The sequence below is a fragment of the Winogradskyella ludwigii genome (assembly GCF_013403985.1).
Taxonomy (GTDB): domain Bacteria; phylum Bacteroidota; class Bacteroidia; order Flavobacteriales; family Flavobacteriaceae; genus Winogradskyella; species Winogradskyella ludwigii.
Window position 1 is genome coordinate 221,657 of the sequence record NZ_JABFDF010000003.1, and the last position, 22,050, is coordinate 243,706.

20 protein-coding genes are annotated in these 22,050 nt (G+C 31.8%); 14 read left to right on the plus strand and 6 right to left on the minus strand.

Annotated features, from left to right (window positions below; translation table 11 throughout):
* Position 1: 1 nt before the first annotated feature.
* Positions 2–1,024 carry a tRNA (adenosine(37)-N6)-threonylcarbamoyltransferase complex transferase subunit TsaD gene (tsaD, locus tag HM981_RS09350; protein ID WP_179338519.1) on the minus strand — a complete coding sequence of 341 codons (1,023 nt, stop codon included), beginning with the start codon at positions 1,022–1,024 and terminating at the stop codon, positions 2–4.
* A 174-nt stretch (positions 1,025–1,198) separates the two neighbouring features.
* Between tsaD and HM981_RS09355 the strand changes: the two genes are divergently transcribed.
* The 6 genes from HM981_RS09355 to HM981_RS09380 all read left to right on the plus strand — a co-directional run bounded on the left by HM981_RS09355 (position 1,199) and on the right by HM981_RS09380 (position 9,357).
* Positions 1,199–5,599 carry a translocation/assembly module TamB domain-containing protein gene (locus HM981_RS09355; protein WP_246286200.1) on the plus strand — a complete coding sequence of 1,467 codons (4,401 nt, stop codon included), beginning with the start codon at positions 1,199–1,201 and terminating at the stop codon, positions 5,597–5,599.
* A gap of 137 nt (positions 5,600–5,736) precedes the next feature.
* On the plus strand, positions 5,737–6,723 hold the full coding sequence (pfkA, locus tag HM981_RS09360) for a 6-phosphofructokinase (RefSeq protein ID WP_179338520.1): 987 nt from the start codon (positions 5,737–5,739) through the stop codon (positions 6,721–6,723).
* A 29-nt stretch (positions 6,724–6,752) separates the two neighbouring features.
* Complete coding sequence (gene gap, locus HM981_RS09365) at positions 6,753–7,754, plus strand: type I glyceraldehyde-3-phosphate dehydrogenase (protein ID WP_179338521.1); 1,002 nt, start codon at positions 6,753–6,755, stop codon at positions 7,752–7,754.
* 92 nt (positions 7,755–7,846) lie between these two features.
* On the plus strand, positions 7,847–8,710 hold the full coding sequence (locus HM981_RS09370) for an N-acetylglucosamine kinase (RefSeq protein ID WP_179338522.1): 864 nt from the start codon (positions 7,847–7,849) through the stop codon (positions 8,708–8,710).
* 1 nt (position 8,711) lies between these two features.
* Positions 8,712–9,074, plus strand: a complete 363-nt coding sequence (locus HM981_RS09375; protein ID WP_179338523.1) for a methylglyoxal synthase — start codon at positions 8,712–8,714, stop codon at positions 9,072–9,074.
* A gap of 97 nt (positions 9,075–9,171) precedes the next feature.
* Complete coding sequence (locus HM981_RS09380) at positions 9,172–9,357, plus strand: hypothetical protein (protein ID WP_179338524.1); 186 nt, start codon at positions 9,172–9,174, stop codon at positions 9,355–9,357.
* Positions 9,358–9,462: 105 nt separating this feature from the next.
* Here the strand turns inward: HM981_RS09380 and HM981_RS09385 are convergent, their stop codons facing one another.
* The 3 genes from HM981_RS09385 to HM981_RS09395 form a co-directional block, all read right to left on the minus strand.
* Complete coding sequence (locus HM981_RS09385; RefSeq protein ID WP_179338525.1) at positions 9,463–11,394, minus strand: DUF3857 domain-containing protein; 1,932 nt, start codon at positions 11,392–11,394, stop codon at positions 9,463–9,465.
* A gap of 2 nt (positions 11,395–11,396) precedes the next feature.
* Complete coding sequence (locus HM981_RS09390; RefSeq protein ID WP_179338526.1) at positions 11,397–13,295, minus strand: DUF3857 domain-containing protein; 1,899 nt, start codon at positions 13,293–13,295, stop codon at positions 11,397–11,399.
* 141 nt (positions 13,296–13,436) lie between these two features.
* Positions 13,437–15,065, minus strand: coding sequence for an acyl-CoA carboxylase subunit beta (locus tag HM981_RS09395; RefSeq protein WP_179338527.1), 1,629 nt, complete (start codon positions 15,063–15,065; stop codon positions 13,437–13,439).
* 144 nt (positions 15,066–15,209) lie between these two features.
* Here HM981_RS09395 and HM981_RS09400 point away from each other — a divergent pair, with 144 nt between their 5' ends.
* The 7 genes from HM981_RS09400 (at position 15,210) to ettA (ending at position 19,634) form a co-directional block, all read left to right on the plus strand.
* Positions 15,210–15,563, plus strand: coding sequence for a DoxX family protein (locus HM981_RS09400; protein ID WP_179338528.1), 354 nt, complete (start codon positions 15,210–15,212; stop codon positions 15,561–15,563).
* A 12-nt stretch (positions 15,564–15,575) separates the two neighbouring features.
* On the plus strand, positions 15,576–16,106 hold the full coding sequence (locus HM981_RS09405; RefSeq protein WP_179338529.1) for an NADPH-dependent FMN reductase: 531 nt from the start codon (positions 15,576–15,578) through the stop codon (positions 16,104–16,106).
* Positions 16,107–16,108: 2 nt separating this feature from the next.
* A complete protein-coding gene (locus HM981_RS09410) occupies positions 16,109–16,390 on the plus strand; it encodes a GNAT family N-acetyltransferase (RefSeq protein ID WP_179338530.1) in 282 nt (93 codons plus the stop codon).
* A 23-nt stretch (positions 16,391–16,413) separates the two neighbouring features.
* The gene (locus HM981_RS09415) at positions 16,414–16,851 is read left to right on the plus strand and encodes a MarR family winged helix-turn-helix transcriptional regulator (RefSeq protein WP_179338531.1); all 438 of its coding nucleotides are present in this window, start codon (positions 16,414–16,416) and stop codon (positions 16,849–16,851) included.
* A 25-nt stretch (positions 16,852–16,876) separates the two neighbouring features.
* The gene (locus HM981_RS09420) at positions 16,877–17,602 is read left to right on the plus strand and encodes a pirin family protein (protein ID WP_179338532.1); all 726 of its coding nucleotides are present in this window, start codon (positions 16,877–16,879) and stop codon (positions 17,600–17,602) included.
* 104 nt (positions 17,603–17,706) lie between these two features.
* Positions 17,707–17,889, plus strand: coding sequence for a CAL67264 family membrane protein (locus HM981_RS09425; protein ID WP_173589417.1), 183 nt, complete (start codon positions 17,707–17,709; stop codon positions 17,887–17,889).
* 53 nt (positions 17,890–17,942) lie between these two features.
* Positions 17,943–19,634 carry an energy-dependent translational throttle protein EttA gene (gene ettA, locus HM981_RS09430; protein WP_179338533.1) on the plus strand — a complete coding sequence of 564 codons (1,692 nt, stop codon included), beginning with the start codon at positions 17,943–17,945 and terminating at the stop codon, positions 19,632–19,634.
* Positions 19,635–19,685: 51 nt separating this feature from the next.
* On the opposite strand, the gene HM981_RS09435 is transcribed toward ettA, so the two are convergent.
* Together HM981_RS09435 and HM981_RS09440 are read right to left on the minus strand one after the other, a co-directional pair.
* The gene (locus HM981_RS09435) at positions 19,686–19,889 is read right to left on the minus strand and encodes a hypothetical protein (protein WP_179338534.1); all 204 of its coding nucleotides are present in this window, start codon (positions 19,887–19,889) and stop codon (positions 19,686–19,688) included.
* Between the two features lie 9 nt (positions 19,890–19,898).
* Positions 19,899–20,090, minus strand: a complete 192-nt coding sequence (locus HM981_RS09440) for a hypothetical protein (RefSeq protein WP_179338535.1) — start codon at positions 20,088–20,090, stop codon at positions 19,899–19,901.
* A 423-nt stretch (positions 20,091–20,513) separates the two neighbouring features.
* Here HM981_RS09440 and HM981_RS09445 point away from each other — a divergent pair, with 423 nt between their 5' ends.
* Positions 20,514–21,860: a coiled-coil domain-containing protein gene (locus tag HM981_RS09445; RefSeq protein WP_179338751.1), complete on the plus strand. Its 1,347-nt coding sequence runs from the start codon at positions 20,514–20,516 to the stop codon at positions 21,858–21,860.
* Positions 21,861–22,050 lie beyond the last annotated feature (190 nt).

A 22,050-nucleotide genomic window follows, 5' to 3' on the forward strand; every position in this document is an offset into this window, starting at 1 on the left:
ATTAGATCTTCAATCTCGCAGTAGCCATCACATCAAATCTCGAAAAATCTTTTTCTAAATATTTAAAATACCCAACAATAGCAATCATGGCTGCATTATCTGTAGTGTATTCAAATTTTGGAACATAGCTTGTCCAGCCAAATTTCTGTTCAGCATCTTTTAGTGCCTTTCTTATGCCTGAATTAGCAGATACACCACCACCAATTGCAATGTGTTTTATACCTGTTTGTTTCACGGCTAATTTTAATTTATCCATTAAAATTCCGATAATGGTATACTGAATAGAGGCACAAATGTCATTCAGATTCTCTTCAATAAAATTAGGATTCGCTTTTACTTCACGCTGAACAAAATATAGAATATTAGTTTTTAATCCCGAAAAGCTAAATTTTAAGCCATCAACTCTTGGTTTAGTAAACTGATAAGCTTTTGGGTTTCCAAGTTGCGCACGTCTGTCAATTTCTGGTCCAGCAGGATAACCTAGACCTAATACTTTACCACTTTTATCATAAGCTTCACCAACGGCATCGTCAATAGTTTCGCCAAGAACTTCCATGTTAAAATAGCTATTTACCTTTACTATTTGTGTATGACCACCAGAAATTGTCATTCCTAAAAAAGGAAAAGGAGGTTTGTTATGGTTGTCTTCGTCTATAAAATGAGCTAAAAGATGTGCTTGCATGTGGTTAACATCAATTAAAGGGATGTCTAATCCGTAAGCTAAAGATTTAGCAAAAGAAGTCCCAACCAATAAAGACCCCATTAAACCAGGACCACGTGTAAAGGCTACAGCGCTTATTTGTTCCTTTTTAATTCCAGCTTTTTCAATAGCTTGGTGTACCACAGGAACGATATTTTGTTGGTGTGCACGCGATGCTAATTCGGGTACAACACCACCATATTCTGCATGTATTTTTTGATCAGCAACAACATTGCTTAAAATCTTGTCGTTACATAGTATTGCAGCAGATGTGTCGTCGCAAGACGATTCAATTCCAAGGATATAAATATTTTCTTTTTCCATAGTCGATATTAGGCACAATAATTGTTAATTTTACGAGTTATAGCCCATTCCTTTATTTAACAATATTATATTGAGCAAAGGTAGTGAAGATTTCAAATATTAAAACGTAATAATTCTATCAAACGGATACTCAAAATAGTAGGAAAAATAATAGGCATTATACTGCTCTTGTTTTTGATTTTCTTTCTAGTGCTGTCAATTCCTGCGGTGCAAACCAAGTTAGGACGGTATGTTACAGATAGACTAAATGAAGACTTTAAAACAGATATAAATGTTGGTCGTGTTGGTCTTCAGCTCAATGGTGATATTGAATTAAAAGACATCCTGATAAGAGATTATAAAAAGGATACACTGATTAGCGTAGGGGAATTAAATAGTTCTATTATTAGTTTCCGTAATCTTACTAATGGCAAGCTTAACTTTGGTGATATTGATCTTCAACACGTGGTTTTTAACTTAAAGACGTACAAAGATGAAACCGATACTAATCTAGATGTGTTTGTTGCGAAATTTGATAGTGATAACCCTAGAGAAAGCCCAAGTGAATTTCTGTTTTCTTCGAGTGATGTTTCTATAGAAAACGGAATTTTTAGATTAATAGATGAAAATTTAGAAACACCTAAAATTTTTGAATTCACGCAACTTAACGCCAATACTACCAATTTTTTAATTAATGGTCCCGAGGTAAGTTCTCGTATTAATAAATTCAGTTTTTTAGACAGTAGAGGTATTGCCGTTAAGAATTTAATGGCAAATTTTGAATATACACTAGACCACATGACGTTTGGTGATTTAAATATTAAAACAGAATTATCAGAATTAAAAGGAGATTTAAGATTTAACTACAAACGTGAGGATTTAAAATATTTTAAAGACAAAGTAAATGTTGTGGCCAGTTTTAGGGATTCAGATATTTCGTTAACAGAACTTAATGCGTTTTTTGATGAATTTGGAACAAACCAAAATGCTGCATTTAATGCCGATTTATCTGGAACATTAAATAATCTTGTAGCCACAAACCTAAATGTTAGTACTTCAAATAATACAAGAATCATTGGTGATATTACATTTAAAAACTTGTTTAGTAGAGAAGAAGATAGTTTTGCACTTCGTGGTGAATTTCAAAATTTAGCTTCAAATTATAACGATTTAACAGCATTATTGCCAAGGCTTTTAGGGAATTCTATTCCAAGTGTAATTTCTAAAGTTGGTAATTTCAAAATAAAAGGAACCTCTTATATTACTGCAAAACGTGTTGAAGCTAATATAGAAATCGATACAGATTTAGGTTTTATAAATTCAGATTTACAACTTACCAATATAGATAATATTGATAATGCCAATTACATTGGAAATATAGTTTTAGATGAATTTAATATTGGAGAACTGATCAATGATCCTTTGGTTAAAACCACATCTTTAAATCTAGATGTAGATGGTAAAGGATTTACTATAGACAATTTAAGAACTAAAGTAAAAGGCGAAATTTATGTTCTAGATTATAACGGTTATACGTATCGCGATGTAACACTTTCTGGAGATCTTGGGAATAAAATATTTAACGGAATTGTAAAAGCCGAAGACCTTAATTTACAACTCGATTTTAATGGATTAGCAGATTTCTCAGAAGATCTTAAGAAGTTTGATTTTAAAGCTAATGTAGGCTATGCAAACTTGAGCAAATTGAATTTTGTAACACGAGATAGTATTTCAGAATTTAGAGGTTTAGTAACCATGTCTGCAAAAGGAACAACTTTAGACAACGCTATAGGCGCCATAAATATTAAGAACACAACGTACAAGAATCAAGATGAGAGTTACAATTTTCAAGATTTTGATATTGTGTCCTCTTTTAAAGATAACGAAAGAACGATAGCCATTAACTCTCCAGATATTATTGATGGTAAGATTACAGGAAAGTTTAAGACTAAAGATATTTTAGGTTTAGTTGAAAATTCCGTTGGAAGTATTTACACCAATTACATACCAAATAAGGTTAGTGCAAATCAGTATATAAATTTTAGATTTAATATTTACTCTAAAATTGCTACTGTATTTTTTAAAGATTTAATTCTTGGTAAAAATACCTTTATTGAAGGACGAATTGAAACTGATGAAAAAGGATTTGAACTCACCTTTAATTCGCCCGAAATTAAGTTTAAAGATTATTTTGCTAATAACATCAACGTTAATATAGATAATAGTAACCCATTATATAATACATATATAGAAATAGATAGTTTAAGTGCTGGTATTTATAATGCATCTCAATTTAGCCTTATTAATGTCACAAAAAGAGATACGTTATTAATAAAATCTGAATTTAAGGGTGGAAAAAATAATGCAGATAAGTTTAACTTAAATCTTTTTTATACCATTGATGAAACTAATAAATCAGTAGTTGGTTTTAGAAAATCTGATGTTAAATTTAAAGGCTTCGAGTGGCTTTTAAATGCGCAAAAAGACACACTCAACAAAATTCGTTTTGATAGAGATTTTGAAACATTTGATATTTTACCTATTAAAATCACACAAGGCAATGAAGAGATTTTAGTTTCTGGTCAGGTGTCAGACTCAATTAATAAAGATTTTAATATAGATTTTAAAGAAGTTCAACTTGTAAAAATCACACCTAGAATAGATAGTTTAGCCTTAAAAGGTATCGTAAATGGAAAGTTAGATGTTTTTCAAAATGATGGTGTTTACCTTCCAAAAGCAGATGTAGAAATAAGTGGTCTATTTGTTAATGACTATGATTTAGGGAATCTTAGTGCTAAGATTGAAGGCAATAATTCTATTACCAATTACAATGTAGATGTCACTTTAATTAACGATAATTTAAAATCGTTAGATGCAAAAGGCACCATTGATGTTTCAAATAAAAACCCAACAATAGATTTAGATATTGTTTTTGAAGAGTTTATGTTAGATCCTTTAAACCCGTTAGGAGAAGGTGTTATTAATAATATTAGAGGATTGGTTTCTGGTTATGCCAATGTTGTAGGAAGCTTAAATAAACCCGCTATTTATGGCGAGTTATTGCTAGATAGAGCTGGTTTGTCCATTCCGTATCTCAACGTAGATTATGGTTTCGATTTTGATTCTAAAGTGTCGTTAAGGGGACAGCAATTCATTTTTAATGATGTGTCTATGACAGATTCTAAATACTTTTCTAAAGGAAGTTTAAATGGTTTTATTGCGCATAATAATTTTTCAGATTGGAAACTAGGGCTCGAATTAAATACAGATCGACTTTTAGTTTTAGATACAGAAGAAACGGAAGATGAGCTGTATTATGGAACAGGTTTCATTTCAGGAAAAGCAGAGATTAAAGGACCAACAGAACAATTAGTTATAAAAGTAATAAATGGGAGAACAGAGTCTGGAACTGAATTTTTTATTCCACTAAACGATTCTGAAAGTTTTGGAGATAACTCATACATTCATTTCTTAAGTCCAGAAGAAAAAGCAGCAAGAGTAAAAGGCGAGATTTCAGAACAAATAGAAGTAAAAGGTTTGGTGTTAGATTTCGATTTAAATGTAAATGAAAATGCATTAATTGAAATTGTAATAGATAAAGAAGCAGGAAGTACCATAAAAGGTAGAGGAGTAGGCGGATTAAACTTCTTAATTAATACCAACGGAAAATTTAATATGTGGGGAGATTTTGTGGTTTATGATGGGGTTTATAACTTTAAATATGGTGGCTTTGTAGAAAAGAAATTTAAAGTTGAGCAAGGAGGAAGTATCGTTTGGGAAGGAGATCCGTTGGATGCAGAGTTAAACCTAAAAGCCATATATGCAGGAAATGCAAACCCTTCGGTTTTATTAGATAACCCAATTAGTCAAAGTATAGATGTAGAAGTTGAAATTCATCTAACAGGAAGATTAGAGCAACCAGAACCGCAATTCGATTTTAGATTTCCAAATGTAAGTTCAACAGTAAAGTCTGAGCTAGAATATCGATTATCATCAAAAGAAGAACGCGATAACCAAGCCTTAATCTTTTTAATGTCTGGAGGATTCTCTAGTGGAGTAACAGGAGCTAATTTCACAGGAACCATCTCAGAACGACTAACAGGTATTGTAAACAACCTCTTTGGATCAAGCAATGGGAATTTAGATGTTGGTTTTGATTTTGAATTGGGCCAAGACACACCAGATCTTCAAACTAATAATAAAGTAGGTGTTACACTTCAAACTAAAATAAGCGATAAAATATTAGTAAATGGAAAGGTTGGTGTACCATTTGGAAGTGCAAGTCAGACCGTTATTAGCGGAGATGTACAAATAGATTTATTGCTAAATGAAGATGGAACACTAAGAGCTAAAGTTTTTAATAGAGAAAATAGTATTAGAAACTTTGGAGAAGAAATAGGGTATACACAAGGAGTAGGTTTATCATATAACGTAGAATTTGATTCTTTTAAAGAGTTGCTTCAAATTATTTTTTCAGGCGAAAATAGACAAGATAAAAAGGCTAAAAAAGCACAGGAAAAGAAGAAAAATGACGATTCTGATATGATGCCTGAATACATGAAAATCAAGGAAAAGAAGTCAAATACTAAGTCTTAAGATTAAAATCTATATAGAGTTATTAAAATACTTATTAACGAAAACGTTTGAATTGGTTTTTTGTATATTATTTTATGATAATAGTCACATTTTTATATATATTGTTTAGTAATTTTACTGAAAATTGAGTGATATAAATGGTACGTACAATTAAAAAAATAGGAGTTATGACTTCTGGAGGAGATTCTCCAGGGATGAATGCTGGTATTAGATCTGTAGTAAGAGCTTGTGCTTTTCACAACATAGAATGTATCGGGATTTATAGAGGTTACGAAGGAATGATCGATGGAGATTTTATCTCAATGGATGCTCGTAGTGTAAAAGGTATTATAAATAAAGGTGGTACCATTTTAAAATCGGCACGTTCAGTGCAATTTAGAACAAAAGAAGGAAGAGCAAAAGCTCATGAGCAACTTGTAAAAGCTGGTATCGATGCTTTTGTAGTTATCGGTGGAGATGGTAGTTTTACTGGAGCAATGATTTTTAATCAAGAGTATAACTTTCCTGTAATGGGAATTCCTGGAACTATAGATAATGATATTTTTGGAACTACACATACTTTAGGTTACGATACTGCATTAAACACGGTTGTAGAAGTCATTGATAAAATTAGAGATACAGCCAGTTCACATAACCGCTTATTTTTCGTAGAAGTTATGGGAAGAGATGTTGGGCATATTGCTCTAAACGTTGGTATTGGTGCTGGTGCAGAAGAAATCTTAATTCCTGAAGAAGATTTAGGATTAGAGAGATTAGTAGAATCTTTACGTCGTAGTAAGCAATCTGGAAAATCTTCTAGTATTGTGGTTGTGGCAGAAGGTGATAAAATAGGTAAAAGTGTTTTTGAACTTAAAGATTATGTTGATGAAAATATGGCAGAGTACGAAGTGCGTGTTTCTGTTCTTGGCCATATGCAACGTGGAGGATCGCCATCTTGTTTTGATCGTGTATTAGCGAGTAGAATGGGAGTAAAAGCAGTAGAGAGTTTAATTACAGGTAAAAGTAATTACATGGTTGGTTTAAAAAATGATGTTATGGATTTAACACCATTTGACCAAGCAGTAAAAGGAAAATCAAAAATTAATATGGAACTTCTTAGAGTTTCAGAAATAATGTCAATTTAATAACAAACGAAAAATTAATAAATAGAGATATGGCAAATTTAAAATTGGGAATCAACGGATTCGGTAGAATTGGAAGAATTGTATTTAGAGCAACAGTTAAACGTAGTGATGTAGATGTAGTAGCTATTAATGATTTACTAGACGTAGAGCATTTAGCTTACTTATTAAAATATGATTCAGTTCACGGAAGATTTGATGGAACGGTAGAGGTAAAAGATGGGCACTTAGTTGTAGACGGAAAAACAATCCGTGTAACAGCAGAAAAAGATCCAAAAAGCTTAAAGTGGGATGAAGCAGGAGCAACAGTTGTTGCAGAATGTACAGGTATTTTTACAACTTTAGAAACAGCACAATATCATATTGATGGTGGTGCTAAAAAAGTAGTAATTTCTGCTCCAAGTAAAGATGCGCCAATGTTTGTAATGGGTGTAAATGATAGTAAATTAACAGCTAGCGATACTATTGTATCTAATGCATCATGTACAACAAACTGTTTAGCACCAATAGCTAAAGTTATAGAAGATAATTTCGGAATTGAAGAAGCTTTAATGACTACAATTCACGCAGCAACTTCTACACAATTTACAGTAGATGCACCTTCACGTAAAAATTACCGTTTAGGACGTTCTGCTCTTAACAACATTATTCCTTCTTCTACAGGTGCTGCAAAAGCAGTAGGAAAAGTAATTCCTGAATTAGACGGATTATTAACAGGTATGGCATTTAGAGTACCAACTGTAGATGTTTCTGTAGTAGATTTAACAGTGAAAACTAAAAAAGACACCACTTTAGCAGATATTAAAGCAGCTATGAAAAAAGCAGCTGAAGGATCTATGAAAGGTGTTCTAGGATATACTGAAGATGCTGTTGTATCTCAAGATTTTGTAAGTGAAGAAAGAACAAGTGTTTTTGATGCAGATGCTTCAATTGAACTTAACTCTAAATTCTTCAAATTAATTTCTTGGTATGATAATGAATTTGGATATTCTAATAAATTAGTTGATTTAGCTCAAAAGGTTAATAACTTATAATAGTTAAACTGAAATAGTTTTTAGTATTAATTCTAAAATTCCGTAGGTTGATGAATTAGTCATACCTACGGAATTTTTAATTTATAAATATTATGATTTTAATAACAGATGGTGGTTCTACAAAGTGCGATTGGATTGCAGTAGATGATAACGGAAAACAAGCCGTTGATAAAATTAGAACTAAAGGTTTAAATCCTGCGATTGTAGCAGAGAAAAAGTTAAACAAAATTATTCGTAAGAGTAAAGAATTAATGGCAATTGCAGACGAAGTAACACATATCTATTTTTATGGTGCAGGTTGTGGTACAGATAAGCCAACGTTGTTATTAAAATCAATATTACAATATTATTTTAAAAATGCAATAGTAGAAGTTAGAGAAGATACTTACGCTGCAGTAAGAGCGTGTATTGATTCTAATGAAGAAGCTGCTGTAGTTTGTATTCTTGGTACAGGATCTAATTGTAGTTATTTTGATGGTAAAGACTTGCACCAACGTGTCTCAAGTCTTGGTTTTATTTTAATGGATGATGCTAGCGGTAATTATTTTGGTAAACAATTAATTAGAGATTATTACTTTAATAAAATGCCAGACACCATTAGTGTTGCATTTGCTCACAAGCATAACTTAGATGCAGATTTTATTAAATACAATTTGTATAAGCAAACCAATCCAAGTGCTTATTTAGCAGATCATGCTGAGTTTATGTTTATAAATAAAGACTCAGAATATATAAGTAACATTATTACAAATGGTATTCGTTTATTTACTGAAAACATGATCCTTCAATATAAAGAAGAATTAGCACAAGGAATTCCGGTGCATTTTGCTGGTTCTATTGCCTTTTTTGGACAAACAGAAATTAAACAAGTCGCAAAAGAATATGGTTTTAAAGTTGGTAATTTTGTAAGAAGGCCAATTGAAGGCTTAGTAGATTATCATGTAAAAAATCTTTAATATGGAAATAGCAATCATAGCTCATGATGGGAAAAAAGCTGAAATGGTTCAGTTTTTAAATCAACATAGTGATATTTTACAGCAGAAGAGTATTACTTTAATTTCAACTGGTACAACAGGAGAAAAAGTAAACAAAGCAGGACTTGAAGTTCATGCTTTGTTATCAGGACCATTAGGAGGAGATGCGCAAATTGCAGCTAGAGTAGCTGAAGGTAAATGTAATATGGTGTTATTTTTTAGAGATCCATTAGACCGTCATCCTCATGAACCAGATATTTTGATGTTAATGAGGCTATGTGATGTACACAATGTTCCGTTAGCAACAAACCCAGCAACAGCAGAATTATTAATTAAAGCGATTTAATTCTTAATAACCTGTTAATAAAACTAGGCATAGCTATTGTAAAATTTATTAAATGGTTATATCTTTGTACTATTAAACTGTAAACGACACAATAATTATGTTCGACTTTGATCAATATTTAGGATTTTTAGCATTTTTAACCATATTAACTATAGGATTTTGGTTAATGATTTTCCTTTTAACCTTTGTGGTACCTTACTGGATTTTCGGTTCTACAATAGAACGTTTAAAAGAAATTAAAGAAGAAAGAAAAGCGAAACGTGAAGGCTTAACACTAGATTAGTAATCTATATTATATAAAACAAAAGAGCGCAAATTTAATTTGCGCTCTTTTTTGTTTTTTAATATCGTTAAACAAAGTCTCTTTTTACATTGAAGACTTATAAAATTAAATCTTCTTAAATAGAATACTCTTTTTACTAAAATCATAAGCTGCGTTTACAATGTCTTTATAAGTATCATAATAGTCTAAGGGCATAGTAAGTCTGTTGTAAGATTCGATAGCATTTATGGTAATTACATTGTCTAAAATACTATAGCTTGATAAAAATTGACAGGCTATTTCATTTTTTATTTCTACAGTTCTATTTATTATAATATCATCTAAACCTTTAGCTTCATAACCATCAGGTATAGGAATAGAAAACGTGTATTTATAGGCTATTAAACTATTTAATTCAATAGGATTAACACGTTTAGATTCTTGATATAGCTCATTTTGAGAGCCAATAACTTTTCCGAAATTTAGCATTATATCCTCGTTTACTTCATCAATTAAACTTTCTGCTTCATAACTATAATCAAAGCCAATAGGTGTGTTGTTAACAGCTAATGACAGCATTTCATTTTCAACTTCAAAGGTTCTAAATTCGGCATCTTCTATACCATTTGCAGCAGTAAAAGATTTAAATTCATTTATATCTTTTGTTTTTAGATATTTATAAGCACCTCTAGCACTAGTAGCTCTATAGCCTGTGTTTTTTTGATTGCAGTTAACCGTTGCAACTAGATTCTCAGGATCTACAGAAATACTATAGTCTCGTTGTATAATATTGTCCTCGACTTTTGGTGTTTCAATTTTACTAAATCGTCTGCCATTGGCACTAATAAATAGTCCTTGATTGCCAATAGTTTCAGTTGGAGCAAAGTTTAGTCTAGCATTAATATCTTCCGGTTCTACGTATTTTTTTTCGTTTTTAAAGAATAATAACGCAGTTTGTAAATTACTTCGTGAAAAAAATGTAGAATCAAATTTATGTTTAAATCTATCTGATGTGAGCACAAATTCATAATCTATGTTTTCTGAATTTAACAAGCAGGTATACAATCTAATAATTCCTCCTTCAGTAGCTTGTTTCTGTGCAAATATGTGTTTTAATTGAAACAATTCTTCAGATGGTGTATGTATAACATTATATGTAGTGGTTATATATTCACATATATTGTTTATTATTTCAGCAGAACTGTCTTTCGATTTTGTTTCTACAAACTTTTTGTAATCGTTAATAAGCGCATTATGTCTTCTGGGTCTAATATCAACATAATTGGTTTTAATATTAGCTTCGAGCCTGGCCCACATTACCGCATCAGATGGTATACCCATTGCAACTTGGTATGAAACTTTCATTCTATTAGCAGTGGGACTTGCAGATTTTTCATCTGTCATACCATCAATATTATATAGTGTTGCCGTTAATGCTTCTTTTTTACCAGCAACTTTTTCTGTTTGCATAGAAGGAAAACCATTATAGCCTTTAACACGATATTTTAGTACACGAGGTTTTCTAATAATAACAATAGCTTCTTTTACAGGATAATCTTTTTGTACAACCACAGAACCTAAATTTATAGTATTATTTTCTAGAGTATATATAATTTCTAGTTGAGAATTTGTGGTTACACCTTCAATGGCAAATATTTTATAACCACCAGAGTTTTTAACATTTTCTAATTCTTTAATATTGTTTTTATCAAGGTAATTTACCTCACCATTACTTTGTGTTACACGGGCTTTGATATCAATAACTTGTTTTACATTTCGCATTGGGATGTAAACTCTATTATGATTTTTTATGCCTTTATCCGTATTTATTCTAATAATACTGTGTTTAGTTTCAAATAATCTAAATGATTTTTTTAAAACCGGTTGATAATATTGAATTAAATATTTTTCCATAATAGCAATTGACGATTCTTCTTGTTCAGCTGCTGTGAGTTCATAAAATTCTTGATCTTCTACCCAGTCATGACTTTTATATAATTGTGCAGAAGCAGAAAAACTAATAAATATAAGTAGGAGTGTGCTAAGAAATGTTCTCATGGTTATTGATTTGATAATACTATAGATTGTTTGCTTGCTTTATTGAAAGTTTTAATAAAGTTATTCCAGTCATTAATCGATTTAACTTCAACTTTTAAGGTGTTAACTGTAATGTGTTTTTCTATTTGAAGTGTTTTAGAATCTTCAGATAATTTGTAACGAATCTGAAAATTGAAATCAGGATGGTTAAATTCTGAATTCTCAGGAATAGTTTGAAGCTTATATTCCTCAGGAATACTTAACGTAGTGATAAAAGATTTTTGATATTTATATTTAATTTCTTTATCAAAATCTTTCTTTTCATTTTTTATAATTTCCGATTTTAAACTAAAATTTAAATGAGGTTGAAGGTAAATATTGTTTTCAATTCGTTTTATGTAGCGTTCGGTTTCCGTATTAAAATCAATTAAAAGGGTGTCTTTTTCTAATTCAATATTTTTATAGACAACATCTTTTATAAGCGTTCTCTTTTTTCCAAACTTAAGTGCAGATTCTAAAAAACCGATATCATCATTGTCTTTTCTTTCAAGTTTATGGTGCATGTATAATTTTTCAAAGCCTGTTAATTTTACTTGGTGATGACCTATCAAAGTTTCATTGTCAAGTTCTAATTCTGAAATAATATTCATAGAGTTCAAAGAAGCTGGTACTTCTGGAACTTTTATTATTTTAAAATCAGTGTCACTCAATCCAATTAATGCTTCTTTACCTTGTATAAAAGGCGAAGGAAATCCATAACCTAGGTATTTTGCAGTGGCATCTAAAAACAGGTATTCATTATTTACTTTAACCGCTGTAATCATATGATTATCTGTCATTGGTGTAGGAAGGTCTGTATAAGAATAAGGTCTTTGACGAGTACCAATCCAAGTTAAATAAGAATCTATTCCTGCATAATGAAGCATTTCATTTAACAAATTAGCCATATCCTTACAGTCACCATATTTGTTAGAATAAATATTGAATGCGTCTCTTGGGATAAAGCCATTTAGACCATCTTCAAAAGCGATATAGTTAATTACACGTTGTACATAATAGTAGATTTTTTTTATTTTTTCCTCTTCGGAATTCATATTTTTAATTAAATCTAAAGTCGTATTTTTTAATTCCGTTTGGTCAGTAGTGTTGATGTTATTAATTAAAGACTTGTACCAGGCATATAAACCTGCCGTATCTGAGAGGATAGGTTGAAGGTCACCTTTTGTTGTATAAGATTTTATATAAACTATTACTTGAGGAATGTAGTATAATGGATGAAAATCATAATTACTATTTATTTTCGGAACCGAGTTTAATGTCCATTTGTAGGTCGTTTTGTTTTTATCCTTTATTATTTCAAAATTAGAATCTATTGCTTCTAAATTGAAAGTCGTGTAAGCAACATCAACATTATTAGGGAAACTAATGCTTAATATAGCTGTTTTTATAGGCGTGTTATCGCTAATTATAAAGGATGGCAAAAAGTGTGGGTCACTTATTGTTTTTACATATTTTAAAGTGGTTATTGAGCCTTCTTTAACATTAGGGAATGAAAAGGTTTTCTTTTTCTGGTCTGCAAAGAAAATGCCATTTCTTATAACATCTAAATTTTCAAAATTGCTGACATTATTTTTTGAATCTTTATTTTCTGTATAAGCATCAATGCTTTTTATAGTATTAAACGTATTGTAACTTACACTTTCGTTGGCATGAGATAATCTTTGATTTGTTAGATAATAATTCTTTTTAATAACCGTCTCTTTAATTGACAAGTTTCCATTAGATTCAGTGATATCAATATGGTTGTTTAGTGATAATGTAATGACATCATCTTTTGGGTATTGGGTTTGATAGATCTCTAAATTTTGAGAGAAACAAAAAGCAGAACTAAAAATAGCGAAGAGCAGTATAAGAGTTTTCAATAAATTATGGGGTAATATTTTTCACTCAAATTTAACAAAAATCTTATGTTTTTGGTATTAAATCAATGCAAAAAACAGCATTATCTTCAATAATAATGCTGTTTTTGTATAATGGAACTGTTTTATTTAATATATTGATTACTAAACCTGCAAAACTCCCATGTTAAAAGGTTTTTCAATAGGAGCGTGGTTAGCAGCTTCAATTCCCATAGAAATCCAAGTTCTTGTATCTAAAGGATTTATTACACCATCAGTCCAAATGCGAGAAGCAGCATAATAAGGAGAGACTTGGTCATCGTAACGCGATTTAATCTTATTAAATAATTCTTCTTCTTTCTCTTTGGTAATTGTTTCTCCTTTCTTTTTAAGCGAAGCGGTTTCAATCTGTGCCAAAACTTTGGCGGCAGAATTTCCGCTCATTACTGCAAGTTCGGCACTTGGCCAAGCAGCAATTAATCTAGGATCATATGCTTTTCCGCACATCGCATAATTTCCTGCTCCATAACTATTTCCTAATATGATTGTAAATTTTGGTACTACAGAATTACTAACGGCATTCACCATTTTTGCTCCATCTTTAATAATTCCTGAGTGTTCAGATTTACTACCAACCATAAAACCTGTCACATCTTGTAAGAAAACCAAAGGAATTTTCTTCTGATTGCAATTCGCAATAAAACGAGTAGCCTTATCTGCTGAGTCATTATAAATAACACCACCAAATTGCATTTCACCTTTTGCGTTTTTCACTAGTTTTCTTTGGTTAGCTATAATTCCAACAGCCCAGCCTTCAATTCTGGCATAAGCCGTTATAATTGTTTTACCATAATCTTCTTTGTATTCGTCAAATTCAGAATTATCAACCAAACGTTTTATGATCTCTTTCATATCGTATTGGTCAGCACGACTTTTTGGAAGAATACCAAATATATCTTCAGGGTTTTCTATTGGTTTTTTAGATTCAGCTCTATTATACCCGGCTTTATCAAAATCACCAATCTTATCAACTATAGATTTTATTTTGTCTAACGCATCTTTATCATCTTTAGCTTTGTAATCTGTAACACCAGAAATTTCGCAATGTGTTGTTGCACCACCTAAAGTTTCATTATCTATAGATTCTCCAATAGCAGCTTTTACGAGGTAACTTCCAGCTAAGAAAATACTAGCCGTTTTATCTACAATTATAGCTTCGTCACTCATAATAGGTAAATACGCTCCACCAGCCACACAACTTCCCATAATAGCCGCAATTTGGGTAATTCCCATACTGCTCATTACAGCGTTGTTTCTAAAAATACGTCCAAAGTGTTCTTTGTCTGGGAAAATTTCATCTTGCATTGGTAGAAAAACTCCAGCACTATCTACCAAATAGATAATTGGCAAACGGTTTTCTATCGCTATTTCTTGAGCACGCAAATTCTTTTTTCCTGTAATAGGAAACCACGCTCCAGCCTTCACTGTGGCATCATTAGCAACAACAATACACTGCTTTCCTTTTACATAACCCATTTTTACAACCACACCTCCAGATGGGCAACCTCCATATTGTTCGTACATACCGTCTCCTGCAAAAGCACCTATCTCTATAGATTTAGCTTTAGGATCCAAAAGATAGTCCACACGCTCACGTGCTGTCATTTTACCTTTAGATTTATGTTTTTCAATACTTTTTTCACCACCACCTAATTTAACTTTAACTAAACGTTTTTTTAAATCGGAAAGTAGAAGTTTATTATGGTCTTCGTTTATGTTGAATTTGATATCCATTGAGCAAAATTGTTTTGCACGAATTTACGAAACGAAATGATGTTTGGAAAGTGAATGTTTTGCAAAATAATATAACATGGAATTATTTTCCTTGGTAAATAAATTGTTTTGCGCTACATTTGCTTGAAATAAATCAAACTAAAAATGAAAAAAAACAAAATAATCTATTATGTAGCTACAGGATTGTTAACGCTAATATTGTTGTTTTCTGTAAACATGTATTTTTTTAAGCACGACATGGTTGCGAAAATGTTCACGGGTTTTGGGTACCCAGCTTATATAATTTACCCTTACGCTATTGCTAAAATATTAGCATTGATTGTACTTTGGTCACCAGGTCTTAAAACGTTAAAGGAATGGGCGTATTCAGGTTTGTTTTTTGCTTTTATTTTAGCCTTTTTTGCACATTATATGATTGGAGATGGAGGGCAAATGGCAGTCGTAATAGCATTTACTTCATTAATCATATCCTATATTTTTTATAAAAAGATCAACTAAATTTATACGTATATGAAACATATTATAGCATTTGGCGGAAGTAATAGTAGTACTTCCATAAATAAACAATTAGCCACTTATGCGTCACAATTAGTAGATGGTGTAACGGTAACTATATTAGATTTAAACGATTTTGAAATGCCAATTTATAGTTCTGATAGAGAAACCGCTTTAGGGTTTCCTAAGCAGGCTGTAGATTTTGTAAATCACTTAAAAAGTGCAGATGGTTTTATAATTTCTTTGGCAGAGCATAACGGAGCTTATACAACAGCTTTCAAGAATGTCTTTGATTGGGCTTCGAGAGTAGAGCAAAAAACGTTTTTAAATAACCCCTTACTACTTATGGCAACGTCACCTGGAGTTAGAGGTGGAGCATCTGTTTTAGAAATGGCATCTGATCGTTTTCCAAGGCATGATGCCAATATTGTAGCACAATTTTCTTTGCCTTCATTTTACGATAATTTCTCTGAAGGTAAAATTACTAACGAAACATTAGATTCTGAATTATTAAATAAAGTAAAACTATTTAAAGACAGTCTATAATTATGGAATTAAAACACGAAGAATCAAATAATAGAAATAGATTTTACCTTCTAGATAATAACAAAGAGATTGGTGAAATCGCGTATACTTATGTTAATGAAGCTCTCATCGATATTAATCATACAGAGGTTAATCCTAATTACAGAGGTCAAAATCTTGGTCAGAAATTAATTGAAGCTGTTGTAGGTTATGCAAGAGAAAACAAATTAAAAGCAACTGCTAGTTGTCCTTATGTAGCTAAAGTATTTGGTAAAACAGATCAATACGATGACATCAAAGCGTAAATAGAATTTTAAGACTATTAAACATGGGAGACATATCTAAAGACATAAATTCTAAATTCGAAAATCACAAAATCAAAGCACTTCTAAATATTATTTATACCGCAAATTGGATTACGAGTAGCCAAAATGAATCTTTTAAAGGTTTTGGGATTTCGCAGCAGCAATATAATATTTTAAGAATTTTAAGAGGAGCAAACGAGCCTTTAAAAGTGCAGACTATTAAGGATAGAATGTTAGAACGTTCGCCGAATGCCACACGATTAATGGATAAACTATGTGCTAAAGATTTAATTAAACGTTTACCATCAGAACACGATAGACGTGTGGTTAAAATTGAAATCACTAAACAAGGATTGGATTTGTTAAACACCATTCCGAGTGATATGAATAAAGAATTAGTTGAAAATTTAAGTGAATCTGAAGCGGAACAATTAAGCAATTTATTGGATAAAATGCGCTAGTAGAATTAAATAAAGGTAAATAATCATGAAGAAAGTAATACATAAAGCAGACAGTAGAGGATTTGCAGATCATGGGTGGTTACAAGCCAATCATTCCTTTAGTTTTGCCAGTTGGAACAATCCTGAACGTGTACATTTTGGAGCATTAAGAGTCTTAAATGATGATATTATAGCACCAAAAATGGGATTTGGCACACATCCTCATGATAATATGGAGATTATAACTATTCCATTGCAAGGTGTTTTAAAGCATCGTGATAATATGACCGACGATTGGCAAGCTGTACTTCCAGGTGAAGTACAAGTGATGTCAGCAGGAACAGGAGTTCAGCATTCTGAAATTAACGGATCTGTTGATGAGCATTTAAGTTTATTTCAAATTTGGGTGATTCCTGACAAAAGAAATGTGAAACCGCGTTACGATCAAAAAATGTTTAATGCTGAAGGGCGAAAAGGACAGCTTCAAACTTTAGTTACGTCATTTGAAGATAAGGATAATCAAAGTTTGAAAATTCACCAAGACGCAAAACTATCACGAATAGATTTGTTAAAAGGAGAAACGTTTAAATACGATTTAAAAAGTCAGAATCATGGAGTTTATGTGATGGCTATTATAGGTGCTACTGAAATTGAAGAAACAACTTTAGAAGCTAGAGATGCCATTGGTATTTCAGAAGTCAATAGTTTCAAAATAACGTCTATAACTAATAGCGAATTATTATTTATTGAAGTTCCAATGCTTAATTTATAGTTTTCGAAACAATTTTATCTTAGAAGCATCACAAATAGTGATGCTTTTTTTATTAAAAATGCGATATTTGTATTCTAACTAACTATTAAAAATTAAGATTGACTATGGCAATGAATAAGAATACAGTATTAGCTTGGGCTACATGGATAATGGTATTTGTAGGATGTGGATTGATTGCCTTGGGAGCATTTAGATACGATGATGTTGCGGGTTGGGGTTTTGCTGCTGTTGGTGGTGGATTCTATTGCATTGCATGGGTTTTTAATGCTTTAAAAGGCCGAATGTAAGTCGTATTGAAAATCAAACTAATACTTAATCTTTCAACAAACAACAAAAAATTATGAGTGACGATAAAAAAGTAATTTTCGCAATGTCAGGTCTAACAAAGACCTTTCCTGGAGCAAATACTCCAGTATTAAAAAATATATATTTAAGTTTCTTTTACGGAGCTAAGATTGGAATTTTAGGTCTTAATGGTTCTGGTAAATCAACATTATTAAAGATTATAGCAGGAGTCGATACTAATTTTCAAGGAGATGTAACATTTCAACCAGGTTATTCTGTAGGTTATTTAGAACAAGAACCAAAGTTAGATGATGACAAAACGGTTATGGAAATCGTTAGAGAAGGTGCTGCGGAAACGGTTGCGATATTAGATGAATATAACAGTATCAATGATCAGTTTGGTTTAGAAGAGGTTTATAGTGATGCCGATAAAATGGAAAAGCTAATGAATCGACAGGCAGAACTTCAAGATCAGATAGATGCTGCAGGTGCCTGGGAATTAGATACCAAACTTGAAATAGCAATGGATGCTTTACGTACTCCAGATGGCGATAAAAAAATAGGAGTACTTTCTGGTGGTGAGCGTCGTCGTGTTGCTTTATGTCGTTTGTTATTACAAGAACCAGATGTTTTATTATTAGATGAGCCAACTAACCACTTAGATGCAGAATCTGTACATTGGTTAGAGCACCATTTAGCACAATACAAAGGAACTGTAATTGCTGTAACGCACGATAGGTACTTCTTGGATAATGTTGCAGGTTGGATTTTAGAATTGGATAGAGGTGAAGGTATTCCTTGGAAAGGAAATTACTCATCTTGGTTAGATCAAAAGTCTACACGTATGGCTCAAGAAAGTAAAGTCGCATCAAAGCGTCAAAAAACTTTAGAGCGAGAGCTAGATTGGGTACGTCAAGGAGCTAAAGGTCGTCAAACCAAGCAAAAGGCACGTTTGAAGAACTATGATAAGTTAATGAGTCAAGATCAAAAGCAACTCGATGAGAAGCTGGAAATCTATATTCCTAATGGTCCACGTTTAGGAACCAATGTCATAGAAGCCGTTGGTGTTGCAAAAGGTTATGATGATAAATTGTTATATGACGATTTAAACTTTAATCTTCCACAAGCAGGAATTGTAGGTGTTATTGGGCCGAACGGTGCTGGTAAAACGACCATATTCAGAATGATAATGGGAGAAGAGAAATCTGATAAAGGTGAATTTAAAGTCGGAGAGACAGCAAAAATTGCATACGTAGATCAGAAACACTCTAATATAGATCCAGAAAAAACCATTTGGCAAAACTTTAGTGACGAGCAAGAATTGGTAATGATGGGAGGAAAGGAAGTGAATTCTAGAGCCTATTTAAGCCGATTTAATTTCTCTGGAGGTGAGCAAAATAAAAAGGTAAAACTACTTTCTGGTGGTGAGCGTAACCGCTTACACCTTGCAATGACACTTAAAGAAGAAGGTAATGTATTACTTTTAGATGAGCCTACTAACGATTTGGATGTTAATACATTAAGAGCGCTAGAAGAAGGTTTGGAAAACTTCGCAGGTTGTGCTGTTGTAATTAGTCACGATAGATGGTTCTTAGATAGAATATGTACACATATTTTAGCTTTTGAGGGAGATTCTCAAGTTTATTTCTTTGAAGGAGGTTTTAGTGAATACGAAGAAAATAAGAAGAAACGTTTGGGTGGTGATTTAATGCCAAAACGAATTAAGTATAGAAAATTAGTAAGATAAGTTTACTAATAGTATTAAAATAAAAAAAAGCCAGCAATTTGCTGGCTTTTTTTATTCGTTATTATAAATATGATTATTATTTATGTGATAGTTATTTTTTATTTCTAAGTTTTCTAGTGCTTTAAAGTTTGCGTTAAAATTCTCTATTTCTTCATTGAAAGAAGCCTCATGCTCATGTGCGTATAAATCACGTTTACTAAAAATAATAAATGCTATAAGAAAAATGAAGAACGGAATTAATAATATAAAACTCATAATCATTTATTAATGATCGCCATAAAGGTGTCCACTAGAAAGTTCTTCACCAGATTCTTCGTAGTCTGTAAATGCGTTAGTTTGCATCAGTTTTTTATTCTCTGCTTTAAGTTTATACATTTTAATAATTGCTATTAAAATAAAAATTGTGAAAATAACTGCTACAGCAATTAAGATCATGGTAAGTTGTGTTGTTGTCACAATCAAAGCTTGGGAAAACAGATTGTTAATCATAATTCACTTCGTTAGAATGGGGTTCGATACTGCTAAGATATAAAAAATGATTACGTTAAGTGCTTAATAATAATATAATTATCATATTTTTTTGTCAATTTTACCGACTAACCGATTACTAAATCCGATGAAACGCTGTATTTATCAGTGTAAATGGACTTTTTTGTGATTTTAATTTTACTCAAAAAATATCGAAATAAAACCATGAAATATCAAAATTCATAGCATCTTTTCTCAAGAATAATCTAATAAGGTTAAGTTTTAATCAAAAACGGTGTAACAATTTAAGTTATTTAGCTACTTATATTTTAGTAAGTAAAATTTTTGTAGTCCTAAAAATTTACCGAAATTGTTAACCTATAAATGTCCAACTTAATAACACTATACAATATGTCTGATGATTTTGATTTATTAGAAACAAATTCCAACGAAAAAACTGAGAAAGTCGATGTAAATTGGGGAAAAGCCATAGACCAAATGAAGTCTAAGCTTGCCCAAGAAGATGATCCCGAAAGTCGTCAGAAAATACTTAACGCAACATTAGATAATGTTGTAGATATGGCAGAAAAGGACCGTTCTACCTTATTAGATGCAATTAAAGACTTAACGGACTACCAAGATGAAGTAGGAATTATGTTCGAAGGTTTTTCGGCATTAAACGCTTCAGAGCAAAAAGTGATAGACGATGCAATTAAACGTTTAGAGCGCGCTAAAGTAGAACTTGAAGATGCTAATAATAAACCAGACACATGGTGGAATAACCTTTGGGGAAGAAAAAGCAAAATTAGTGATGCAGAAGCAGAACTTAAAAATGCACAGAAAACACGTGATGCTGCAGATAATGAAGCAAAAGCGATGTTTCAACAACGTATTGAGACGGCAGACATACAAACTTTATTAAATGAATTATCATTTAAAAGTCAGGCTGCGATCAAACGTTTAAAAGATAGAGAAGTAGAAATTAAAGAAGTAGAAGAAAGTCTTAAAACGGCTATTGTAGATGCTTCTAATAATCATACAAAAGCACTTCAGAAGAAAAAAGAAGTAGAGGATAAGCTAGAAACGCAATATGCTTTATTAAAACAAGCACGTCAGGCTTTAGAAGAAGTATCCGATAAACAATCCACCGATTATTCTGATGCTTTAAGTAAAGTAACCACTTTAGAGCAAAAAGTAGAAGAGTTAGAAGGTCTTAAAAATGCTTACACAACGTTAGCCGCTTCAAAAGATAGTTTTGTGCATAAGCATAATTTAACAATTAAAGTATTAACCTCTTTACGTAGTAATTTACAAACGCATCGAGCTAAATTAAAGTCTGATACAGACGAGCGTCTTAAGTATTACGATGGTTATGTTGTGGCTTTAAAAGCACGTACAGATCAAGAATTTGCTGCTATCTTAGAACATTTAGGTGTTAAAACGGATGAGCACATTGGAGCAACTTTAGCATCGATGCATACGGCAAGTGCTCGTGCACGTCAAGAAATGATGGATAATATTCCAGTGCACGAAAAAGTAATGCAAGGTGTTTACGGAAGTTATGCAGAGGCTTTAAGTGAAATTCGTGAAAAAGATAAGTCTATTCAAAAGAATTTTGCAGAACGTTACGGCATCGATATGAAAGAAATTTTTGAAGATTACTACGCAGCAGATGCAAACGCACCTTCAGGTGATACAGCAGAAAAACCTGCTAGTGAGCCAAAACCAGCATCTACTGAAGATGATATGTTAGGATAATTAAATGATGGCGTTTCCTACTTTTGCTTTTATTAGCAAAAGTAGGTCAGGCTTTCACTACTCGCTCTCTGCGAGGAGCTCAAACAAACCGTTCAATCCTTAACGCATTTACTCAAAGTTTAATTATGAAAAGAATGACTGTTTTTTCAACACTATCAATACTATTTTCAATTATAACATTTATAATAAT

Excerpts from the sequence above, each read along its gene's own strand:
- HM981_RS09375 (WP_179338523.1), top strand. The coding sequence starts at position 8,712 with ATGGAAATAGCAATCATAGCTCATGATGGGAAAAAAGCTGAAATGGTT.
- HM981_RS09400 (WP_179338528.1), top strand. The coding sequence starts at position 15,210 with ATGAAAAAAAACAAAATAATCTATTATGTAGCTACAGGATTGTTAACG.
- HM981_RS09410 (WP_179338530.1), top strand. The coding sequence starts at position 16,109 with ATGGAATTAAAACACGAAGAATCAAATAATAGAAATAGATTTTACCTT.
- HM981_RS09420 (WP_179338532.1), top strand. The coding sequence starts at position 16,877 with ATGAAGAAAGTAATACATAAAGCAGACAGTAGAGGATTTGCAGATCAT.
- HM981_RS09435 (WP_179338534.1), bottom strand. The coding sequence starts at position 19,889 with ATGAGTTTTATATTATTAATTCCGTTCTTCATTTTTCTTATAGCATTT.
- pfkA (WP_179338520.1), top strand. The coding sequence starts at position 5,737 with ATGGTACGTACAATTAAAAAAATAGGAGTTATGACTTCTGGAGGAGAT.
- HM981_RS09405 (WP_179338529.1), top strand. The coding sequence starts at position 15,576 with ATGAAACATATTATAGCATTTGGCGGAAGTAATAGTAGTACTTCCATA.
- HM981_RS09385 (WP_179338525.1), bottom strand. The coding sequence starts at position 11,394 with ATGAGAACATTTCTTAGCACACTCCTACTTATATTTATTAGTTTTTCT.
- HM981_RS09425 (WP_173589417.1), top strand. The coding sequence starts at position 17,707 with ATGGCAATGAATAAGAATACAGTATTAGCTTGGGCTACATGGATAATG.
- HM981_RS09445 (WP_179338751.1), top strand. The coding sequence starts at position 20,514 with ATGTCTGATGATTTTGATTTATTAGAAACAAATTCCAACGAAAAAACT.
- HM981_RS09395 (WP_179338527.1), bottom strand. The coding sequence starts at position 15,065 with ATGGATATCAAATTCAACATAAACGAAGACCATAATAAACTTCTACTT.
- gap (WP_179338521.1), top strand. The coding sequence starts at position 6,753 with ATGGCAAATTTAAAATTGGGAATCAACGGATTCGGTAGAATTGGAAGA.
- HM981_RS09415 (WP_179338531.1), top strand. The coding sequence starts at position 16,414 with ATGGGAGACATATCTAAAGACATAAATTCTAAATTCGAAAATCACAAA.
- HM981_RS09380 (WP_179338524.1), top strand. The coding sequence starts at position 9,172 with ATGTTCGACTTTGATCAATATTTAGGATTTTTAGCATTTTTAACCATA.
- HM981_RS09370 (WP_179338522.1), top strand. The coding sequence starts at position 7,847 with ATGATTTTAATAACAGATGGTGGTTCTACAAAGTGCGATTGGATTGCA.
- ettA (WP_179338533.1), top strand. The coding sequence starts at position 17,943 with ATGAGTGACGATAAAAAAGTAATTTTCGCAATGTCAGGTCTAACAAAG.
- tsaD (WP_179338519.1), bottom strand. The coding sequence starts at position 1,024 with ATGGAAAAAGAAAATATTTATATCCTTGGAATTGAATCGTCTTGCGAC.